Annotated in this window: 20 protein-coding genes and 1 pseudogene; 7 read left to right on the forward strand and 14 right to left on the reverse strand. The window is 45.4% G+C overall.

Annotation, left to right across the window (positions count from 1 at the left end):
* Positions 1-28: 28 nt before the first annotated feature.
* A complete protein-coding gene (locus tag KQJ23_RS12165; RefSeq protein ID WP_216479148.1) occupies positions 29-2,095 on the reverse strand; it encodes a beta-galactosidase trimerization domain-containing protein in 2,067 nt (688 codons plus the stop codon).
* Between the two features lie 135 nt (positions 2,096-2,230).
* On the opposite strand from KQJ23_RS12165, the gene KQJ23_RS12170 reads away from it, so the two are divergent.
* Together KQJ23_RS12170 and KQJ23_RS12175 are read left to right on the forward strand one after the other, a co-directional pair.
* Entirely contained in the window at positions 2,231-3,124 is an 894-nt protein-coding gene (locus KQJ23_RS12170) for an AraC family transcriptional regulator (RefSeq protein ID WP_216479149.1), read from the forward strand.
* Positions 3,125-3,383: 259 nt separating this feature from the next.
* Complete coding sequence (locus KQJ23_RS12175; RefSeq protein ID WP_216479150.1) at positions 3,384-4,484, forward strand: FAD-binding protein; 1,101 nt, start codon at positions 3,384-3,386, stop codon at positions 4,482-4,484.
* A 125-nt stretch (positions 4,485-4,609) separates the two neighbouring features.
* On the opposite strand, the gene KQJ23_RS12180 is transcribed toward KQJ23_RS12175, so the two are convergent.
* The gene (locus KQJ23_RS12180; protein WP_216479151.1) at positions 4,610-5,968 is read right to left on the reverse strand and encodes a metallophosphoesterase; all 1,359 of its coding nucleotides are present in this window, start codon (positions 5,966-5,968) and stop codon (positions 4,610-4,612) included.
* A 196-nt stretch (positions 5,969-6,164) separates the two neighbouring features.
* Between KQJ23_RS12180 and KQJ23_RS12185 the strand changes: the two genes are divergently transcribed.
* The 3 genes from KQJ23_RS12185 (at position 6,165) to KQJ23_RS12195 (ending at position 9,107) form a co-directional block, all read left to right on the forward strand.
* A complete protein-coding gene (locus KQJ23_RS12185) occupies positions 6,165-6,788 on the forward strand; it encodes a nitroreductase family protein (protein ID WP_216479152.1) in 624 nt (207 codons plus the stop codon).
* A 260-nt stretch (positions 6,789-7,048) separates the two neighbouring features.
* Complete coding sequence (locus KQJ23_RS12190; protein ID WP_249529708.1) at positions 7,049-7,843, forward strand: carbohydrate-binding protein; 795 nt, start codon at positions 7,049-7,051, stop codon at positions 7,841-7,843.
* Between the two features lie 235 nt (positions 7,844-8,078).
* Positions 8,079-9,107 (forward strand): aminoglycoside phosphotransferase family protein, encoded by a 1,029-nt coding sequence (locus tag KQJ23_RS12195; protein WP_216479153.1) that lies wholly within the window; start codon positions 8,079-8,081, stop codon positions 9,105-9,107.
* A 582-nt stretch (positions 9,108-9,689) separates the two neighbouring features.
* On the opposite strand, the gene KQJ23_RS12200 is transcribed toward KQJ23_RS12195, so the two are convergent.
* The 8 genes from KQJ23_RS12200 to KQJ23_RS12235 all read right to left on the reverse strand — a co-directional run bounded on the left by KQJ23_RS12200 (position 9,690) and on the right by KQJ23_RS12235 (position 15,452).
* Positions 9,690-10,325 carry a class I SAM-dependent methyltransferase gene (locus tag KQJ23_RS12200; protein WP_216479154.1) on the reverse strand — a complete coding sequence of 212 codons (636 nt, stop codon included), beginning with the start codon at positions 10,323-10,325 and terminating at the stop codon, positions 9,690-9,692.
* Positions 10,326-10,476: 151 nt separating this feature from the next.
* Positions 10,477-10,779 carry a MazG-like family protein gene (locus KQJ23_RS12205; RefSeq protein ID WP_216479155.1) on the reverse strand — a complete coding sequence of 101 codons (303 nt, stop codon included), beginning with the start codon at positions 10,777-10,779 and terminating at the stop codon, positions 10,477-10,479.
* A 195-nt stretch (positions 10,780-10,974) separates the two neighbouring features.
* Positions 10,975-11,853 carry an EamA family transporter RarD gene (gene rarD / locus KQJ23_RS12210; RefSeq protein WP_216479156.1) on the reverse strand — a complete coding sequence of 293 codons (879 nt, stop codon included), beginning with the start codon at positions 11,851-11,853 and terminating at the stop codon, positions 10,975-10,977.
* A gap of 58 nt (positions 11,854-11,911) precedes the next feature.
* Positions 11,912-12,331, reverse strand: coding sequence for an arsenate reductase (thioredoxin) (arsC, locus tag KQJ23_RS12215; protein ID WP_216479157.1), 420 nt, complete (start codon positions 12,329-12,331; stop codon positions 11,912-11,914).
* A gap of 26 nt (positions 12,332-12,357) precedes the next feature.
* Positions 12,358-13,647 (reverse strand): arsenic transporter, encoded by a 1,290-nt coding sequence (locus KQJ23_RS12220; RefSeq protein ID WP_346779391.1) that lies wholly within the window; start codon positions 13,645-13,647, stop codon positions 12,358-12,360.
* A gap of 68 nt (positions 13,648-13,715) precedes the next feature.
* A complete protein-coding gene (locus KQJ23_RS12225) occupies positions 13,716-14,042 on the reverse strand; it encodes an ArsR/SmtB family transcription factor (protein WP_346779389.1) in 327 nt (108 codons plus the stop codon).
* A gap of 91 nt (positions 14,043-14,133) precedes the next feature.
* Positions 14,134-15,015 carry an ADP-ribosylglycohydrolase family protein gene (locus KQJ23_RS12230; RefSeq protein WP_216479159.1) on the reverse strand — a complete coding sequence of 294 codons (882 nt, stop codon included), beginning with the start codon at positions 15,013-15,015 and terminating at the stop codon, positions 14,134-14,136.
* A gap of 74 nt (positions 15,016-15,089) precedes the next feature.
* Positions 15,090-15,452 carry a hypothetical protein gene (locus KQJ23_RS12235; RefSeq protein WP_249529709.1) on the reverse strand — a complete coding sequence of 121 codons (363 nt, stop codon included), beginning with the start codon at positions 15,450-15,452 and terminating at the stop codon, positions 15,090-15,092.
* 260 nt (positions 15,453-15,712) lie between these two features.
* On the opposite strand from KQJ23_RS12235, the pseudogene KQJ23_RS12240 reads away from it, so the two are divergent.
* Together KQJ23_RS12240 and KQJ23_RS12245 are read left to right on the forward strand one after the other, a co-directional pair.
* Positions 15,713-16,515 (forward strand): annotated as a pseudogene (locus KQJ23_RS12240) (CPBP family intramembrane glutamic endopeptidase).
* Positions 16,516-16,618: 103 nt separating this feature from the next.
* Entirely contained in the window at positions 16,619-17,374 is a 756-nt protein-coding gene (locus KQJ23_RS12245; RefSeq protein WP_216479160.1) for a YheC/YheD family protein, read from the forward strand.
* Between the two features lie 100 nt (positions 17,375-17,474).
* Here the strand turns inward: KQJ23_RS12245 and dcuC are convergent, their stop codons facing one another.
* The 4 genes from dcuC to KQJ23_RS12265 all read right to left on the reverse strand — a co-directional run bounded on the left by dcuC (position 17,475) and on the right by KQJ23_RS12265 (position 21,808).
* Positions 17,475-18,914 carry a C4-dicarboxylate transporter DcuC gene (gene dcuC, locus KQJ23_RS12250; protein ID WP_216479161.1) on the reverse strand — a complete coding sequence of 480 codons (1,440 nt, stop codon included), beginning with the start codon at positions 18,912-18,914 and terminating at the stop codon, positions 17,475-17,477.
* A gap of 24 nt (positions 18,915-18,938) precedes the next feature.
* Complete coding sequence (rihC, locus tag KQJ23_RS12255; RefSeq protein WP_216479162.1) at positions 18,939-19,859, reverse strand: ribonucleoside hydrolase RihC; 921 nt, start codon at positions 19,857-19,859, stop codon at positions 18,939-18,941.
* Between the two features lie 74 nt (positions 19,860-19,933).
* Positions 19,934-20,818: a ribokinase gene (gene rbsK / locus KQJ23_RS12260; protein WP_216479163.1), complete on the reverse strand. Its 885-nt coding sequence runs from the start codon at positions 20,816-20,818 to the stop codon at positions 19,934-19,936.
* 15 nt (positions 20,819-20,833) lie between these two features.
* Entirely contained in the window at positions 20,834-21,808 is a 975-nt protein-coding gene (locus KQJ23_RS12265) for a LacI family DNA-binding transcriptional regulator (RefSeq protein WP_216479164.1), read from the reverse strand.
* Positions 21,809-21,966: the final 158 nt, after the last annotated feature.

Raw genomic sequence — 21,966 nt, forward strand, 5'->3', positions numbered from 1 at the left:
TGATGATGGAGGGGACACTCCTTTTTCTTCACCGGGGTTCGTCCTGAATGAAGAATTCCAGCACCACCATCTGGTGGCAGGACCATGCGGGAACGGTATAGCGGACCACGCCGTTTTCCTGCTGAAAAGGAAGCGGCGTACGCTGCGGGGCGAGATACACCTCGCGTACAGGTCTGGCTGCCGCTATGGCAACCGGTGTCTCCATAATCGTCGGCAAATCCTCGATGATCTCCACGTTCTCCCCCCGGCGCACCGGCGGGCCGTACAACAGATGATGGACCCAGCGGTTTTTGGCGGTCTGTGCCTGCAGCGTAGTCACGCCTTGCGCGGGCAGGGCGACGGTCAGCGTTTTGGCGGCTATGCCCGTTTGGTCTGTTTGCATTCCGGCAACCAACGGCTGCCTGGAGGACACCTGCACGCCGGCCCCCGAGGCCAGCAGCCGGTCCAGCGCGTATGTTATTATCTCTTTGACCGGCAAGCTGCCCTTCAAGGCATAATCCTCAAATAGATTCCAAGCAATGTAAATGCCGTCCGGCCCTTCTGTTATGCCGGGGCCTGCATCCTGCAGATTGGACGGCGTATGCTGGTGCGAGGAAAAGGTGAACAAATCACGGTTGAAATATGGATTCTCGCGACTGGCCAGCCGGGTTCCGCCTGGTACAAGCGATACTTCCATGCCCTCCGCATAAATCACAAAGGAGGCCGTTCGCAGGGAAGGAAGCTCAAAGCCGGGCCGCAGGTATGCCGGTCTAAATGCAGAGACGCCTTGCCATTCTGCGCCAAAATCAAGCTCAAACCGCGTTACATCCGGCGCAAGTCCGGAGCGGCCGGTAGCAAGCAGCTTCCCACCGCCGCGAAGAAAATCCTTCAGCTTGGCTTTCAGCGGTGCGGTCACGGCAATAGAGTCCGGTAGTACGATCACTTTGTATTTTCCCAGATCGCTTTCCGTATCGATAACGTCAAACAGATAATGCCCCTCCAGTAAAATTCGCACCGCCCCTGTATCCGCTTGGCCAAGCGGCGCATCTGTGCGGCCAAAAGCATGCCCGGCAGCCTCGACGGACAGCAGCGCAATGTCGGCGACCGAGGCCGTGCCGCGGCACCATTCCTCCTTAGCCTCAACCTCCCGGTAAGCTTCTCCGATCAGGGTATAGGTGGCCGGGTCCATAAAGCCCTCCGGATGCAGCTGGTCGCCGATGGAGCAGCGGGCGCCGTTGGCCAGACTCAGCGCGGCTTCGTATCGCAGTGCGTTCGGATGCTTAAAGCCGCCGAATTCTCCCCAGGATAAATGGAATTTCCCGGTCATGCCCAGGAAGTCCAGACCAAGCCCTTGGGCATATCTGGCCGAAAGCGGAAAATGATCGTAACCCCAGCCTCCTGTCGGCAGTGATTCCAGCTCCAGATGGGTATTGACGAACGACAGATCGCGCCGCCCCCGGGATACGTGGCTGCTGTTATGGAACACCGGCAGGCCGGGCTTAACTGCGTGAACCGTCGCATTCATACGCTTGGCGTATTTCAGATACGTGTCCTCCCACAGCGCTTTCATATCCTCCGTATTGCGGGGATCGGAGCCGCGTCTGCGGATTTCGGTTACGCAATATTGACAGTAGCACTCTCGCACGCCGACAATGTCCAAAAAGATACCGTCCGCGTCATAACCCTCCGCCACTTCGTGCACCTGCTCGGCCAGCACGTCCAGATACGGCGAATTCATGCAAAACAAGTGGTAACCCGGCGACATGAAATCGCCTGCCCAGCCGATTTGCTCCTTCTGGTTGCGCACCAGCCAGTTGGGATGCCGGCGGGCCAGCTTCTCGTCCAACCCCGCCGAAAGATATACCGGTGTCTTGACGCCGATTTCATGAGCGGCTTCGATTTGTGCGCCAAGCAGGTCGAACGATAGATGCGGGTGCATTTCATTGGCAGTGCTGGGGTGGTATGCCCAGCCGTGATGGCATTTGGCAAAAACGGTAATGGAGTCGACGTGCCCCAGCTTGAGCATTTCCTGGAATTGCGGTTTGGAAAAACGGCTGCCGATGCCTTGAATGGCCTCGGAGGTGTGGAAATCGAGATGAACCTGACGGAATCTCATGTTTGCTGTCTCCTTATTATTCAATATAATAATCATATGATATCTACCACTTTACTCGATTTGTCACCTTGATTAAGCCGACAATATCGACCGTGTATCGTACGATTTCTACTTTTTAGTTTAAGGAGTGACGGGATGCTGGTTTTGGAGCTGCAGGTTCCTCCGTTCCCGCTGCTTGCCGCGGTAGGGCGCGCGGTTTGGCAGCCGGGAGTTACGCACGGTGAACGTACCTTTGATGCCTATGACCTGATTATTTGCATCCGCGGGGTGCTGTATATGGAAGAGGACGGCGTGAAATACGAAATTGCCGGGGGAAAAATGCTCGTGCTGGAGCCGGGCAAACACCATCGCGGCTATCGTCCGACTGAGGTCGAAACGGAGGTGTACTGGATACACTTCCGTTATCCACAAAAGCAAGATACACAGGACAACAAGGCGCTGTTAACCGAGAAAAACAACTGGAAGCAGCCCCCGATGCAGCGGACGGATCAGGATATCGAGCCTCATCCCGGAGCTGTAGATATCCCTAAATTCGGCCCGGTAGATTTGAGGGAGATCCGGCCGCTGCTGGACGAAATGGTGGTGCTGCATGCGGTGCTGACGCTGTACCGTTCCTATGAGCTGCAGGTTGTGTTCGGCAGATTACTGCTTGCGCTGCAAAGCGGCATGAGAGCGAGGGGGCCGCTATCTCGCTCCTTTCTGCTCAGCGAACAGGTCGCCGCTTATTTGGCGCACCATTTGGAGACTCCGTTTGACTCGGCGGAAATGGAACGGGAGCTTCATTACCATTTTGATTATTTGGCGCGCTGCCTGAAGCAATACACCGGAATGAGCCCGCTGGTCTACAGGCATCATCTGCAGGTGGAACGGGCTAAACGTCTGCTGGCCCACACGGAGCGAACGCTCAGTCAAATCGGGGAGCTGTGCGGCTTTCAAGACTATAACTATTTTGCCCGTTTATTCAAACGGACGACCGCGCTGACGCCCGGGGAGTACCGCAAGCGGTATCAGGTGTTCCGGATGGATTGAAAGCGGGCGGTCTGGGCGTCAGCCGTGGTTCGCGGTCACAGTCTGCCTGTCCACTACCGACTGTGAAATTAGACAGGTGATGCTTAAAAGCGCTGCCGCCATGATAGAAATGATCCGGAGAACATCGGCACTATTACTTTCCTTTTTTTATTGATAAACAATAAAAAATATATGAAATACAATAATTAATTATTGTTTTAATCTGAAATTGAGCTATAATAAACTCAAATTGGATGATCATGTTAAGGAGAGTGTAAGGATGAACCATTATGATGTCGCCATTATCGGATTGGGACCGGCAGGCTCCATCCTGGCTCAGTTGCTCAGCAAGGAATTTCGCGTAATAGCCATAGACATGAAATATACTTATGACCAAGGCTTTCAGAAGCCTTGCGGCGGTCTTCTGTCATCTGATGCTCAAAAGGCGCTTGCAGAATTGAACCTGACGCTGCCCAAGGAGGTAACCGTTGACCCGCAGATTTTTGCCGTCAAAACCATTGATCAGGAGCGGGAGCTTATTCGCCACTATCAGCGGACTTATGTCAATGTGGACCGGCATAAATTCGACTTATGGCTGAAATCGCTTATTCCAGGACATGTAGAGGTTCATGACCATTCGCGATGCTCTGCTGTGGAGAGGGTGGACTCCGGTTATCAGATCACGTTTCACGAGAATAAAATAAAACATGTGATTACGGCCAAGCATCTGGTTGGAGCAGACGGAGCGAATTCTTTGGTGCGGCGCTTTTTGTACCCGGATAAAAAGATACGGACCTACATGGCCATTCAGCAGTGGTTTCCCGAGCAGCACGATTCGCCGTTCTATTCCTGCATTTTTGACGAGAAGATCACGGACTGTTACTCCTGGTCGATTTCCAAGGATAATCACTTTATCTTTGGCGGCGCTTATCTTATGGATAAGCCGAGGGAACACTTCGACTTGCAAAAGGAGAGGATCCAGAGCATCGGATTCCAGTTTGGAGAACCGATCAAGACAGAAGCGTGCATGGTACTTCGGCCGGCTTCATTTCATGACTTTAGCTGCGGAAGGGATCATGCGTTCCTGATTGGCGAGGCGGCCGGCTTCATAAGCCCAAGTTCGCTGGAAGGGATCAGTTCGGCCATCAATAGTGCGCGTACCCTGAGTGAAGTGCTGAATGCCCGCAGCCTGCAACCGAACAAAAGCTATCAATTCAAGACGCTTCCCATTCAAATGAAAATGTATGCCAAGCTGATGAAGTGCCCGTTCATGTACAATCCGTTCTTGCGCAAACAGATTCTAAGGAGCGGAGTACAGAGCATTTCCATGCAGCCAGGGCATGAAAAGGTAAGGCATTCATTAAGAGGAAGCAGGGTCTAGGACGATCGAACAGGGTAGCAACGCAACAAATGATCTATCGAGGGCGTCTATCATTCTGCTTGGCAAGTTGAAATGAACATAAAAGAGCCGCTAAAAAGCGGCTCTTTTATGTTGAAGATTCTATTTTATGGAGATGTATTGGAATAATGGATCTCTATATGATTATTCTCCTTGGCCGAAGCCGCCATGCTCTGCATATATTTGCTCATAAACCCGGACTCCGCTTGCTCCCACAGCTTCATACCCGGAGAGCTCAGCCATTTTTCATCGATTATATTCACCGTGCCTGCGAAGTAATGCAGATTCAGTTCAGCCATGGTCTCTGCCATATTCTGAATCTGTACATCGTTATACCCTTGATCCTTCAAGGCATTCATAGCTTTATTGTAGGATTGGTCATGGAAAAAATCTCTTCCGTAATCCTTGAACTGCCTTAGCTGAGGGGCCCGCACGCCGTTACTTTCACTCCATTGCTCTACATCCACTGAACGGGTTTGATAAATGACTTTTGATACAGCTGTATCGAATTCCAAAACACCGAATTGGTATGGATACACCTCCATGGAGCTTGTCGCAATATCAGTAAGACCTTGATAAGAACGGATATCCTGGATATGAATATGGCCCGAGAGAGTGAGATGAATGTTTGATTCATTCAACACATTAAATACTTTGTCCGCATTATCCAAGGTGAACCCGGATGAGAAAATGGTGTGATCCAGCAGGTTATGGTGCATCACCGTGATCATCTCAGCCCCGTGATTTCGAGCAATCTCTGTCTGATGGATTATCCATTTCAGCGTTGAGTCTGAAAGACTCCCATTGGTCTTCGGGTATCCCAACTCCAGATTGTTCTTGTACTGGCAAGTATCCAGCATAAGAGCCCAGAGCTGATCGGTTATTTTAGCGACGTAACTAAGAGACTCGGGATCTGAATCCAGAGCTTCTCCATATCCGAACGAATGATAGATTTGCCGAAAGTCGTCCGCCGTAATGAACTCGGTCTTATATTGACGATCCCCCTTAAAGCTCCTGGCCCAAGGATTCAAGATATCATGATTGCCGGGAATGACCAGAACCTGGATGCCTGCACGTTCAATATAATCAAGCTTCTCCGCCAACTGCCGGTGGCTGGCTTGTTCACCGTTGTTGGTAAGATCCCCGCTTAAAATGACGGCTTGGGGTTGTCCGGCGATGATCTGTTCCGCCCACGCATCCATTAATTCATCTGAGTATTGCAGGAGCTTGGAATCACCTGCTTCTATATATTGCTGGAACGCTTCGCCGCCGTCGTGGAGGGAAGGGCTTAAGTAATGCATATCGGTCGCTACATAGATTTCAAAGGAAGGAGGAGAAGAGAGGCTCGGTGCAATACGCTCTGTTTTTCCTGATTCATAAGGTAGTAGAGGGAACAGCAACAGTATCAGAAGTACTACGGTCAGGGATAACAGGAGGATAGTAAGACGCTTGATTCGTGATTTCATGATATAAGTTCAGACTCCCGCATGTAATTTTGGAATTTTGAATAGATGCTGATAAGCACTTTAATGACTCCTATCTAGCATAATCGAAACTCCAGGATTTCACTAGTCGCCCTTAGATTCTTGACAAGCCCCGGCCACTGGCGTAGCTTAAGAAGTGTATTCGTTCACAAACATTATACACAAGGAGGCTATACATATGAGTGACTTCCAATCGATTATTAAAGATAGAAGATCGGCCAATCGTTTTGTCGAAGGGGTTGAGATTCCTCAAAGTGATTTGGAAGAGATATTTACCCTAAGCAAGTTTGCTCCATCGTCCTACAATCTGCAGCACACCCATTACTTGGTGGTAACAGATCGCGCCAAGATTGAAGAAATTTACGAACGCACGCATCAACAGTACAAGATCAAAACAGCTTCAGCAATTATTTACGTCCTGGGCGATATCAAGGCACATCTTAAGGCAGCTGACCTAAATGAGGGTCTGAAAAATCTTGGCGTTCTGAGCGAACAAGAGTACAATGCCGTAGTCGAACAAACGATTCAGTTTTATGAAAGCAAGGGAGACACCTTCCAACGCGAGGATGCGATCCGGAATGCCAGCATTGCAGCCATGCAAATGATGTTGATCGCCAAGGACCTGGGCTGGGACACTTGCCCGATGCATAACACAGAGGATGCGGTCTTTAAAGAAATGTTCGATGTACCGGACAATCTGATTCCGGTCATGATGATCGCTATGGGCAAGTCGGCACCCGAAAGCTTCCGCCCGCGCGGCTACCGTAAGCCGGTTAATGAATTTGTTCAATATTATAACTAATCATTAAAAACGGGTTGGAGCATGAGGAAATATCCTTGATCCAACCCGTTACTTATTTCATCTTATGGTTCGGTTCCCATACAAGCTGGTCATTTACATAACCCGTCACCTGTTGATGGGCTGCAAACTGACTGCCTGAAGCTTTAACCGAGTATATTACTGGTAGGCCAAGTTGCATTAATCCTAGGTTGCATTAATCCTGGTATGAGATAAGCTATATCTATCTGGTTGTATTTTCGGAAGGAGATGTCAAGATAGTTATGCTAACATTGGAGGTTCAAGATGAACAGAGTATGGTAAAATCCAGCCGCAATGAGAATAGCCAGGTGAAGTTAGTCTACTCTCAAGGCTATGAACCCGGAGATGCCATTGTTCTCCGAAGCACGGAAGTCCCGGTTAATTTGGTTATTCAGCTAGAAGACTCGATGCCGCCGGCATTCGTTTATCTATCGGAGGAGGCATTTCGCTTTGTCGTTCCGCATGGGGAGAAGAGGGCTTCCTACTCGCCGAAATCTTTTGTCGGGGAAATGCATGTAATTACAGCGCGTGTAGCCTTCCCAGAGGAAATACAGGCGTACAAAAACCTGGCGCTCAATCCTTATGACCAGCATGACAACTCAAGTTGTTATCCTCATGCCTCGGCCAATGCAGAGACGCGGGGCGAGTCGGTCTTTGCGGCCCGGAATGCCATTAACGGCAATACGGCCAATGATTCCCATGGGGAATGGCCCTATGAATCCTGGGGCATAAATGGCCGGGAAGATGCAGAAATTACAGTTCACCTCGGGAGAATCGTAATCATCGATAAGGTAGTATTGACGCTGCGGGCTGATTTTCCGCACGATAATTATTGGGAGCAAGTTACATTGAACTTCCCGGACGGAAGCTCCCATACGGCCTCGCTTGTGAAGACTCATCAGCCCCAAGTGATTTCGCTTGCTCCACGGAACGTTGATCGAATCACCCTTAGCAAATTAATAAAATCGGAGGACCCTTCTCCGTTTCCGGCATTGACCCAGATCGAGGTCTACGGCAGGGAGGATAGTCGTAAGTAATACTTGCTTATAATTAAATGTTCTTTTGATTTGACACATAGGGGTATGCTTAACTGTAAGTATAGAAGCTGTCAGCAGTTGTCTTTCGTGAATACTGCTGTTAACGGGATACGCTGAAGGCTATATCCCTTATAATTACAAGCTGATTTTTGGCTTTTCGCCGCAGAACAGCAGCTTCAAAGGAGGCTGCTGTTCTGCGGTATTTTTATGCCCAAAACGATTGGAGGACTTTATGATGAGAGAAATAAGGACCGAATCTCTGACACAAGCTTTAAACAAAATGCTTGGAACAAAAATAATCCGCGTCGAATTTCAAACCGAACAATTACATGGCGGTACAGTGGGGGATGTGCAGCTGGTAACGGGCAATGCCAAAACTACTGACGGCACGGATATACGCTACAAAATCATTTTGAAAGTACAGATGAAGTGGGAACGCTATGGAGATCCTGATTCATGGCGCAGGGAATATGGCTTCTATACATCCAATTTAGGCTCTCTGTTTTCTGAATCCTTCCGTTGGCCTGAATGCTACCATGCCGAAATGAACGGAGAAGAAAATGAAACGCAGATCTGGATGGAATATATCGACGGAATATCGGGTTTGAACTTAACCGGTGATATGTATGAGCGAGCAGCTGAAGAACTGGGCCGTTTTCAAGGCAGGTTATATGCCGAACAGCCCGCCTTTTTACAAAGCTTAGCCAATCTTAGTAAAGTGGATTATATGAAGAAATTTTATCTTCATTATCGTTCATGGAATAGAGTGTACGATTATGTACGCTCTGAGGATTGTGAAATTCCGGAGCATCTATGTAAAATGCTAATCGACATCGATGAAAGCGCAGACGAAATATTTAACCGAATCGAGAAGTTGCCTGTCGTGCTGTGCCACAGGGATTTTTGGGTGACAAATATATTATATTTAAATGGTCGAATCGTAGTCATCGACTGGGATACTGCCGGATGGGGTTATTTAGGTGAAGATATGGCAAGCCTTATTGCAGATAAAGCTGATATTGAACACATGGTAGATTACTACCACAGATGCATCCCCGCGTATTACAAAGGATTTTCAGAATACGCGAATATTTCACATATAGTGGATAACTTTGTCTACGAGATGATTCTGCTTATGTTCGGATACAGACTTGTAGAATGGTATATGAACGCAATTTCACAAGCTCCGCACCAGGATCAGGTCGATGAAAGTTCAATGTACTTAAGCACCTTGCAAAAGATTTATGAGATGAAAAATGAGTGATAATTTACTAAGCCAGAAATAAGAGATAAATCAATTTAGTTTTAGGAGTGTATTGCTTATACAGATGTAGATATGGGGAATGATTTAGTACTCAAATACAAAATCAGAATCAGACAGCATCGCTACAAAAGCTGCAGCAAAGACTGCGTTAGAGATATTAGATGAGTATTATAACTAAATATGACTTAACGAAGAGATGAGTGTGCAGTGAATGGATATTGGCTAGGCAATGCGAAAATTAGCAGTTGAATCCATTAACCAATGCCATTTCATCAATTCATTTACTACTTCTTCACAAAACCCGTATTTTGTACATATGTCTATTAGGCCATTCTTATCAAACATAATATTATGATTCAACTGTACAACGATAAAAAGTTCCTGCATATTTCGTTGCCAGAAAGGTTTAACTCTCTGGCAACTTTAATTTCCACTCGCTGATCTATGCTCAGTCCCTCTCATCTATTCTAGGAGCTCTACATTAATGAACTCTGATATTTCCTCGTGATCAAACGGATTTGATACCATGGCGTTGTTAATCATTATCGTTGGAGTTTGTTTGTACTATATCTTCTTGTAACGTCAAAATGATCCGTATTCCTTCAGTTTGCGAAGCACAATTTTACGATACATGCCATTAAACAAAATAGGCGAGTCGTCCTCTATTCGTATCGCTTTTTGATAGGGCGCTACAACCTCCTCGAAGCGCCTCCCTATGTCCGTTCCTAACATCTTGATAACCGGGCGCAGGACACTTTTAATAACGGTCAATTTTTGTTCAGGGGGAATAAATTTATCAAAGATCACTATTTGTCCATCCAGACATGTAACCCTTATCATTTCTCGTAAGCATTGTTCAGGATTAGGAACTACCGACAAGATGAGATTGGCTATAATCAGATCAAAAGAATCCTGTGGAAACGTCAGGTTCTGCGCATCCATCTCCAAAAGAGTAACTTGATGCGAGGCGTACTTCATTTTGGCTTTTTGAAGCATATCAGGTGACAGATCAATACCGGTGATTTCTACATTTTTATTCGTCAGGAACCGAACGTCTGCTCCCGTCCCGACGCCGACTAAAAGAATCTTTTGTTTGGGCTTCAGCTGTATACTCTTAAAGACCTTCTTTCGAGCGACCAAAAACTGTCCAGAGTTGAAAAAGAAATCGTATAATGGAGCCCAAACTTTATAAATGAACTTATTCCAGTGGTTGTCCAAAAGCTCCCTTCTTTCCTACTCATTTTATTAGAACACTACTATGCTTAATATAACTGTAAAGCGGAAATAAAGGAATCACCAGTACTTCACCATTCATTTATACAAAAAGGAAGAGATCGGCTGCTTTTCGTGTTGTGTGAACTTCTTCAAATTATTCATTCACTTTTGTAAGTACACCATCTATGGCTTCGTATTTTCTTTTTTCATTTTTTTCCATTTTATTCATTATCTCTTCTTCCAGGTTAATTCCCAGAAGTTCTGAAAGTCCTATTAAATAGAGTGCAACATCAGCCAACTCTTCCCCTAAATCGTCTTTCTTTTTCAGATAAGCTTCACAAGCTTCTGATAATTCACCATATATAAAGCAAAACTCTTGGTATATATCGGTAACATTAAATCCTTTCGCAATTTTATTCTGATAGACTCTTTTTTGCAATTGTAATAAATCAACCATTTTATTCTCACCTACCCTATATATGAATTATATGATAGGAATATTTTACTATTAAGGATATATATCTGCCAGAGTAAATACTTCATTACATTAGCCCGACCATTAGTTTAACCCCAAACAGCCACAGCCATCTCCTCCCCAGCGGGCGGAAATGGCTGTGGCTGTATCCACGTTACCGGGCAGACGTGTTTACTGTCAGCTCGCCTTTGCGAGTTTCGTGCCGCGAACCGATGCCGTGGCGTATACGACAAGCGCTGTCCAGATCAGCGCGAAGCCGATGAGAAGAACCGGCGAGACCGATTCCTTAAACACGAATATGCTAAGAAGCAGCATGATCGTCGGCCCGATGTATTGTACGAATCCGAGCGTGGACAGCGACATCCGGGCTGCTGCTCGCGCAAAGAAAAGCAGCGGTAGCGCCGTTACCACGCCGGAAAGAAGCAGCTCGACGAATGTGGACACAGGTAGCGTCCATGCCGTCGTCTTCCCCGCGGCGGCCAAATAGATCCAGTAGCCGAGCGCAACGGGCAGGACTACAGCCGTCTCCGACAGCAAGCCTACAGAAGCATCTTGTCCGATCTTCTTCTTCGCGAGGCCGTACAAACCAAAGGTCGCGGCCAGTGAAATTGAGATCCATGGGAACCGTCCGTAGTCGATGGCGATGATGAGCACCGCGGCGCCAGCGATGGCAATCGCGAGCCATTGGCCACGGCTTGGCTTCTCGCGAAGGAAGACTACCGCAAGCAGCACGTTCAGCAATGGGTTCAAATAATAACCTAGGCTCGTCTCGACGACATGGTCATTGTTGACCGCCCAGATGAAGATGAGCCAATTAGCAGCGATCAGCAGTCCGCTAGCGGTGAGTGACAGCAGAAGCGAGCGGCTAGCCGCAATCCGCTTCATGTCACCCCAGCGACGCTGGACTGCAACGAGAATGCCCATAAAGACGAACGACCAGACAACCCGATGTGACAGAATTTCGCCTGCCGGCACATCGTTAAACAACTTCCAATAAAGCGGGAGAACCCCCCACATGATATACGCGATAATAGCGTTAACTAACCCACTGTTCATAATCTGCTTCCCTCTTCTCACTCCGATGTCTTTACGAATTATACGCCTCGATCATCGTCTAAGTAAAGGGATGTGCAAATTTTTTGATACGTTCACCTATCTGATCACGTACTCTTTGAAATACCACCCATTTTTCTTCATCAGTTCCTTGCGCTTTCGCAGGATCATCAAAGCCCCAGTGCTCTCGTCTTACTTGTGGAGGCGTGATTGGACATTTATCTGCCGCATCACCGCATAGCGTCACTACAAGGTCAGCGCTATTTAACAGGTTGGGGTCGATAATATCCGATGTCTGGTTAGAAATATCAATATTCACTTCATTCATTGCTTTTACCGCACTAGGATTAAGTCCATGAGCTTCAATACCGGCACTGTATACACTCCAGGTTTCTCCCAGATATTTTTTAGCCCAACCTTCGGCCATCTGACTGCGGCAAGAGTTCCCTGTACACAAGAAATAAATCGTCTTTTTTTCCATAAATGCTACATCCCCTTTATAGTCCATTAAAAGATTAGTAACGATAAATACAAGCCCGCCAAGGTAATAAAAAGGGTTGGAATTGTCAGTATGACCCCCGTTTTAAAGTAAGTTCCCCAGGAGATTTTAACTCCCTTAGAGGCGAGCACATGCAGCCATAGTAAAGTAGCAAGAGATCCTATAGGTGTTATTTTCGGACCAAGGTCCGACCCGATGATGTTGGCGTAAATCAAAGCCTCCTTAATGCCCTCTGTTGCCGTCGTTGCATCTATAGCAAGTGCGTCGATCATGACAGTTGGCATGTTATTCATGATGGATGAGATCACAGCTGCAATAAAGCCCATTCCAACTGTAGCTGCAAATAATCCTTTGTCAGCAATACCTTGAATTACGTTAGCAAGTAAATCTGTTAGTCCGGCATTTCTTAAACCGTACACCACCACGTACATGCCAATGGAGAAAAAAACAATTGCCCAAGGAGCTCCTCTTACAATTTTCGCAGTAGGTACAGCAGTACTCCTATGTGCCATAATCAAGTAGAAGATAGCAATACTTCCAGCTACAAGTGATACCGGAATTGCAATGAACTCACTTATAATATATCCAAGCAGTAGCAAAGCAAGAATTATCCATGATAAACGGAATAACCTCATGTCTCTAATCGCTTCCTTTGGAGACTTCAGTTGTGAAGAATCAAATTTTTTCGGAATTGCATTTTTGAAATAGAGATAAAGCACCAAAATGCTGGCACCAAGTGAGAATAAAGTGGGTACAACCATTCTGCTGGCATATTCAGTAAAAGTAATACCAAAGTAATCAGCAGAAACGATGTTTACTAGGTTACTGACAACAAGCGGTAATGATGTGGTATCCGCTATAAATCCACTTGCGATAATAAACGGAAACACTTTCTTCTCGTCAAAATGAAGGGCCCTAACCATTGCTAGTACAATCGGTGTTAAAATCAATGCTGCTCCGTCGTTAGCGAAAAATGATGCTACGAAAGCACCTAAAACTGAAATATATATAAACATCCTGACTCCGTTACCTCGAGCTGCTCTAGCCATATGTAAGGCGGCCCATTCAAAGAATCCGATCTTATCCATTGTCAAAGAAATTAAGATAACCGCAACAAAGGCTAATGTTGCATTCCAAACGATCCGGGTCACATCCCAGACATCGTGAAAGTCAACGACACCTACTAAAAGTGCCAAAAGAGCTCCACCGCAAGCCGACCAGCCAATCGACAAGTTCTTAGGCTGCCAGATTACCAGCGTAAGCGTCACTATAAAAATAATACATGCCAAGATTACAATCATCACTTCTAAACCTCCGGACCATATATAAACACATAACTATATACTTATATAAAAGTTAAAAAACCTTATTTGCAAGCGCTGCTTCCCCCCTCTTTATTTAAGTCAGATAAGATTGTCCTAGAATCAGGCATGTGTTGCAGTAATTCCTTAATGTACGGTTTATCCTCAACATTTAACGAGTAATAAACCCATTGTCCACGTCTATCTTCCTTTACGATCCCCTGGTCCTTTAATTTTCGTAAATGCTGACTAATGCCTGGTTGTGATATTTCTAAAATGTCGACAAATTCACATACGCAGTATTCCCGTTCCTTCAAAAGCGATAGCATGGTCAAGCGAGTCTTATCCCCTAGAACCTTTAATTTCTCAGCTGCCTCACCAATCTGAATCACAGATGTCTCCCCCCTTTTCATATAAGTATATGCTTATATGATAATTGCCTTGTATCATTTAATCAATCACTTCTAAAGAAATTACAAATTTTTATATCGAAGTCCTCATTACATATAAGCGCAATATCGTATGGTCAAGTCTTTCTTTTATGAGAATCGCATTTGCATATTGAGTTGGAATGCCTTCATAGCCATAATAAATACCTGCCAGCCCTCCGGCAATAGCACCAATCGTATCAGAGTCACCGCCCAGATTTGCCGCCTTCTGTACGACTTCTTCAAAACGGGATGTATGAAGCAAAATATATAGAACCCATCGGAAAGTATGCACGATAAAACCGCTTGGCTGGCAATCGGGCAGTGCTTCTACTTTCTCTTCGTATTCACTCCCAGCAATCTCAGCTCTAATAGACGTTCTTAAATCTTCCCCCAGCAGTAGACGGTGAGCGATTCGGTTGTACATGAGGCAGACTTCGGCGCACCGGGGATCATAATGCGTCATTCGAGACTGCATGATCGTCACTCGATCGACATCAGCTAACTCTTCATAAGCCAGCGCGACCGGCAGGCATCGCATGAGCGAGCCATTCCCGCCGCTTTGTCCCATCTCTATGTGAGCGATAAAAGCGGCTTCAAACCAGTCTCCCTGATATTTTTCAAACACATGGCGAATGATGTTCCCTATATCTTTAGGCCGTGATTGGTACCATTCCATAAAATAATGTCCGATCGCTTCCCTAAGGTCTTCCGGATTTTCAAGTATCCCGTCGGCTACGCAAAGCGTCATCATCGTATCGTCAGTTACCTCTCCCGCTTCCAGGTCCCACACCCCGCCGCCGATGATTTCCGTTAAATAGCCATACTGTTCCTTAATCTCCCGTTTATTCATAAACTCCGTTGTTCCGCCAAGAGCGTCTCCTACAGCGACACCATACATTCCGCCTTTGATGCGGTCCATCAATTTATTGTCCATGCCAATCCCTCATTTGTTTATTAATTAACTTCAACATGGAAGTGTATATATTTTGGTTCATGATCAAATTCTTATCAGGCGTCACGCTTCCGGTAAAATATAATAGCTACTGTAATAACGATCAGAGTCCATAACATTAGAATCCCTGCCCCTTGCAACGGCGTCAAGACATTTATTTCATCTGGTGAAGGTAGCATATACATATAATATCCTGCCGTATCCGGAAGATAGTTTCTACTAATGGAAGGCATAAGTCCTCTCGTCAATGGACTGACAACGAAATAATAACCAAGCAGTGCCACTAAGGCAGTAGTAGATCGTCTAAATAGGGCTCCTATAGCTGCACTGAGAAGTGCGGTTAATGTTAGATAGCCTGTTGCACCTGCTAATGCTTCTATCATTATATCCATTTCAAACTCTAATGCGGTGTCTCTCATCCTATCTTTTCAAGTATAATCTCTCTCCTTGGTTGCAAGATAGCCTTATATTTCATTTTCAGAATACTACAATATAGATAATATACAAATGAATCATACGGAATTATTTTACAATATAAGAACCTGTTACTTGATTCCTTCTCACTGGACAATATTATTTTATATATTTTTTGTTAAGGCGTTGTTATACATTACTAATAACAGCCTTCCTCTGTTTCACTATCATGGCTGTATACTTTAACATGTGAGGTGAAGATATCATGACAGGCAATAAAATCACAGTGCAATTTACGCTGCTGACTTTCTGCATAGCCTATCTTGTGTCAGGCGCTTTGATTGCTCTTGGACCATTCGGCTATTCGGTTCACAATTGGGTTCACACATTCCAGCAATCCATGATGAATATTCCTTTTGCAATCTATATTTTGTCGCCAGCCATTGCTTCATACATTGTTCTAAAGAAAAATAAAAAAGTAGCCGATTTTAAGGAATGGTTAAAAACGGTTTTCCACGTCAAAAACAACATATTTATCTATTTGTTCGTTGTTGCAGGGCTTGCACTGTACTTTTTGATACATATTGCAGTTTCAGGCCGCACGGAAATGGTGCTTCCATTCTATACGTTTTTTCTTTCACTGCCTGGTAATCTTATCATCGGCGGCTTGGAGGAATCTGGCTGGATGTACATACTACAGCCTAAGCTTAACAAAAAATACGGTTTTATTTTATCCGCTCTCTTTGCTGGAATCATTTTAACGGTATGGCATATCCCACTTTTCTTCATTCCGGGGACGAATCACGGAGAGGGACTCATTAACTTTTGGATGTTTGTAGTTCAACTTATGTCGTTTCGGTTTTTCCACGGGGCAATCTACAAAATCTCAGGAAAAGGCCGTGTGTTTATGTCCGTCTTATTCCATACCATGTTCAATGCGGTATCCCCCATCTACGGCAATATGACTATGACCTGGGCTGAACCATTGCTGCAAATGCTGCGATTGTTCTTGTTTCAATGGTAGCTGTTATGATATACGACAAAAAGAGCAGGAGAATAGCATATTAAATAAAAATGGTCGCGGGCTCATGTCTTGGTTCCGGGCATTCGTGGAGACTCCCTCTGTTTCTCGACATAAGCTAAACAAAAAACAAGAGGTGAGCCTCTTACTATGAAATACAAAAGCAGCACCATCAAGAGTAAATGGCTGAAGACCCAATGGTTGCTTGAAGACCCCTATATTCAAAAATATATTCCGCACACACTGCCGTTTAACCAAAGAAATCTGATCTCCATGCTTGACGACTATACCAGCGTCTTCTTTAAGCCCACCAACGGATCCGGCGGTAAAAACATTATTCGTATCCGCAAGACAGCCAGTGGCTACCAAAGCCAGCTGAAAACTTCTAAGACATCGTACTCAACTGCAGCCCAATTATATCGTGAGCTGAATCGCTTTGCGGGAAGTCGGCCATATCTGCTGCAAAAAGGAATTCGCTTAGCCAGAAGCAATGGCAAGCCATTCGATATCCGGGTTATGGTCCAGAAAACGAAGCAAGGTGCTTGGGTCAGCACCGCCCTGTTCTCCAAAGTCGGCAGCCCAAATAAAGTAGCCACCAATTACAATCAAGGCGGCACCATCAAAACATTTGGTAAAACGATGAAAGGCACCGATTTCAGTTCCACCTTCACTCCATACCTGGAGCTGGAGCTCAAACGACTTGGGGTCGCCGTTGGCGAGAGCTTTGACCGCCATTATAAAGGCTTCCATGAACTCGGATTGGACGTAGCTGTCGATTCAAAAGGAAGAGCCTGGATTCTGGAAGTAAACACACGGCCGCAAATATACCCGCTCAAGGCATTAAATGATAAGAGCTTATATCATAAGATCTTATCTTATGGGAAGCATTATGGACGTTATAAATAGGCATAAAAAAACACCTTCAAGGTTGTCTCCATATCTTACGACATGGTTACTTTCTCTTGAAGGTGTTTTAATTTATCTTATGCTTTTGTCCTAATCGGGATTATAGGAATACGATCATCGATAATACGAACATAAACACTACACCCGCAATCATTGGAACCGATGTTCTTTTTACAAGGGCAATCGGATCTGTCTTTACAGTACCAGCCACAATGAGTATAACTGCGGCTACAGGTGACACCGCTCTGAAGAGGTTGCCTGACAGACCGAGCGGTACTGAGATCGCAATCGGGCTAATGCCGGCCGCCACTGCTAATGGTACGATCAATGGCACCATAGCAAAGATTAGCGCTGTGCCACTACCACTCAGGATAACGATTAGAGCCGTTAAGGCTACCAAGATAAGCGGCAGAATAAAATCTAATCCATTCCCTTGGATGCTTTGCATGGCCGATTGAAGCTCGTCTACCAAACCAATCGATTTCAGGCCTGTAACAAATACGGATGCCGCTACAAGCAGGGCCACAATTGGAACCGCTCCGCCCATTCCTTTAAAGAAAGCTTCCGTCTTTTCCAGAACACTCTTATTTCCTTTGTGTCTAATTAACTCACATACAATAGCTAGGACAAAGGATACCAAGGTAGCAATCTCGACGCTGATATTAATGGATTTGCCTATCGTTAATTGAACAGCGTAATTACCAAGCAAAAGGATAATCGGGAAGATCGGGAGTATCGCATATACGGTTTTATACAATTTGCCGCCCGTGATCGTGATCGCTTCAACTTTGCCCGCATCTACATGCTCATCATCCTTACCGGCTTGTCCTTGCACGTTCGCCTTCTTATCCATTCTCTTCTGCCAGAAATAGTGAACAATAGCAATTACAATCAAGGTCGGGATCGAAACCAAAGCATGATAGTTAAATACATAGTCCGTTACAGTCAATCCTGCAAATGAAGAATGCTTCGCCAATTCTTCCGCGATCGCCACGTTGTCGCTTCCTAACGGAGTCGGAACGATCGTTGCTGAAGTCGCGATAACAGCTCCAGTGGTTAATGCCGACATTCCAGCTTTTCTTAGGATAGGATACAAGGTAGCCAATAAGATAATGGCCAAATTCGATGCACTGGGAATAACGAGTGACAATGCATTTCCTAACAAGAATACAAGCGGAACAAGAACGTAGACCGACTTAATTTTGGAAATTGGTTTGGTTAATGCGCTTACAGTAACTTCATTGGCACCAATCGATGACATGTAAGCTGTATAGCCCCCTAAAAGGAGAATAATAAAGCCAGCAGCCGTAAAGGTCTGCTTAAACTGAGTGACAATCACCTCAAGAGGATCTAACCAAGCCGACCCGGTGGAGACAAAATCCTTGACAGCGATCTCATTTCCCATAGCGGTACTAACCAGGATCAGAACGATACCAATTAGGAACAGGGAAATCTTAATGTCCATCTTCTTAATCAACATATAAATTACTACCGCCACAGCGATAATAGCCGAGCCATACATTATTATATTGGAATTCATGATTGGGCCTCCTCTAATGGGCTGTTAGTTACATTTCTTCAAGCTATCCATGAACCATTGCTTGAACATTTGCGGATCAATATCCACGCATACTTTGGCGTTAGTAGGCTTTCCTAAATACCCCTTTAAATCTACTACGGTACATCCGGTCGTCATCGAACCATGCAGTTCTACATCGACGAACGTATCGACGACTTGGAACATTTCCGGCTGCAGCAAGTAGGCGATAGCGGTGCTGTCATACATTTTCAATCCAGTCTTCATGCTGCCGCCTCTGTATTTTTGGAAGAGCTGATAGATCATATTTCCTGTCTGATTCATCACCTTCAGTTGTTCACTATCTTCCGGGTACACCAGAGCCTTCAAACCAACATCAAGTCCAACCATTACAAGAGGCAGCTTGCTTTGGAATACGATCTTCGCTGCTTCAGGGTCGGCATAAATGTTGAACTCCGCCATAACCCCCGCGTTGCCTCGCCCTGTAGAGCCTCCCATTAATACAATTTCAGCAATGTTCTCTTTAACTTCAGGATACGTTTTTAGCAAAAGCGCTATATTCGTTAACGGTCCGATCGGAACAAGAGTTATCGGTTCTTTGCTGTTCATAATAACGCGATACATGGCATTCACGGCATTTTCCTTCAGAACAAGATCGTCCGTTAGTTCATCAAAATCAAAACCGTCCATCCCGGTAGAACCATGTATATCACTGGCATCAATCGGGTCCTTAATCAGCGGTCTGTCGGCACCAAGAGCAACAGGTACGGTCTTATTGAAAAACTTCAGTAATCTCAAGGCGTTATAGGTTACTTTATCAAGTCCGACATTCCCGGCAATCGTGGTGATCAATCGAACATCCAGCTTTTCACTGTAAAGTGCGATAGCAAGTGCCACAGCATCATCAATCCCTGGATCGGTGTCAATAATTATAGGTCTGGTTGTCATTGTGGTATTCCTCCTAGAATGTTTTGATTTGTTGTATGCGATTTCAGAAGTGATATATAGCTCTTAAGGCGCGATCATCCTCGGCTATTGATGAATGCTTCTACCTCCGCACCGGTAGGCATTCCTGTTTGAGCTCCAAGCTTAGTCGTGGATAAAGCGGCAACGGCATTGCCGTATTTACAAGCATCTCGCAAGCTTACTCCTTTGCCTAAAGCGTAAGCCAGTCCGCCGTTAAACGAATCTCCCGCTCCTGTAGTATCAACAACATCTATTTTATAGGCGGGAACATTTATTTCCCTTCCCTCTTCATAAATACAAACTCCTTCACTACCTTTTGTGACGATAAGTTTGCCGCTTAGCTCTTCCGCGCTTCTATCTTGTCTAAGCAGCATCTGTTCATGTTCATTCGGGGTAAGATAATCGATATCCTGAATGAGATCTGAAGGCAAGGATTGGATCGGTGCCGGATTAAGGATCACCTTAACCCCGTTTTCCTTGGCAATTTGTACTGCTTTTCTCACACCATCCAACGGTATTTCCAACTGAAGGACCAGAATATCACTGTTTGCGATAACCTCCCGTCTGGATTCAACGAAAGATGCTGTTACATAATTATTAGCTCCAGGGACAACAATAATACTATTGTCTTGATCAGCAACGACGATTGTAGCTGTGGCAGTTACATCTGTAACCGGTTCCACATTGCTCACATCAACACCTTGCTCTTGCAAATGGGCTACAATATCCTCTCCAAACCTGTCCTTCCCCACGCAACCAATGAGTTGAACATGTGCTCCTAGCCTGGCTGCAGCTACTGCTTGATTGGCTCCTTTTCCTCCGGGGTTCATTTGAAAATGCTCGCCAAATAGCGTCTCCCCTCTCTTCGGCACTTGAGAAGTAATCGTAACCAAGTCCATATTAATGCTTCCAACAACAGTAACTTTAGGTTTCTTCTCCATCTCTATCTCTGCTCCTTACGTTGAATTTCTCTCTACAAGCTCCACATCCAATATATAATAAGTTTGTCCGACTTCTTGCTGATTCATTAAACGAACTAACATTGTTGTAGCCTTTTCCCCTAACTCATAGATCGGCTGCACTATGGTCGTTAGTTCTGGAATCGTTACGGAAGATAAACGGATTCCGTCAAATCCAATAATCGCAAGTTCTTCCGGCACCCTCTTGCCAAGCTGGTTAGCTGCTTTCATAGCGCCAATCGCCATAACATCATTCGCTGCAAAAATCCCGTCGATTTCAGGATGTGACCTTAGAAGCTCTAATGTCGCTTCGATTGAGGATTCCATGTCATAATCCCCATCAACAATATAGCTCTCATTGAACCATGGCTGCTGACTTACTGCCTCTCTATACCCTTCACATCGTTCCTCCGCATTGACAACCCCCTTAGGACCTCGAATGTGAGCAATTCTGCTGCAACCCTTATCCAATAAAAAGCGAGCAGCCTTGCTGGCCCCTTTCATATTCTCCACAACAATCGTTGGCAGGCCTTTGCTGATTTCCCGGTCGATACTTACAACAGGAATATTAAGTTCTATAATCTGTTTTGCAGTCAGGGTATTTGATGAAACAATGATACCGTTTACATAGTTCTGCTGAAGCATATCCAAGTATGTTTGCTCTTTCTCCCTATCTTCATCGGAGTTACACAGGATAACGTTGTAGCCAAACTTAGAAGCCGTATCCTCAACAGCTCTAGCTAACTCGGGAAAATAAGGATTCATGATATCCGGCACAATCAAGCCAATCGTATTCGATTGCTTCTTGAACAGACTTCTAGCTACCTCATTTGGTTTGTAGTTCAACTCTTTAATCGCCTGTTCTACCATTTCCCTTGTATGCTGTCCTACGTATCCTTTATCATTCAGTACTCTGGATACAGTGGCAACGGACACACCAGCAAGCTTAGCAACATCTTTGATTGAAGCCATTATCCTCACTCCACTTCAGATAGGTAACCGGTTACACATTGAATATACTACTTAAGATTTTATAAGTCAAGACCTATTCAAGCCTATATGTTGTTGTGCTGTGATAATGTCACCCTATAACTGTTCTGAGATAATGTCACTATGGGACAGGAGACATT

The sequence above is a fragment of the Paenibacillus brevis genome (assembly GCF_018919145.1).
GTDB classification, from domain to species: Bacteria; Bacillota; Bacilli; order Paenibacillales; family Paenibacillaceae; genus Fontibacillus; species Fontibacillus brevis.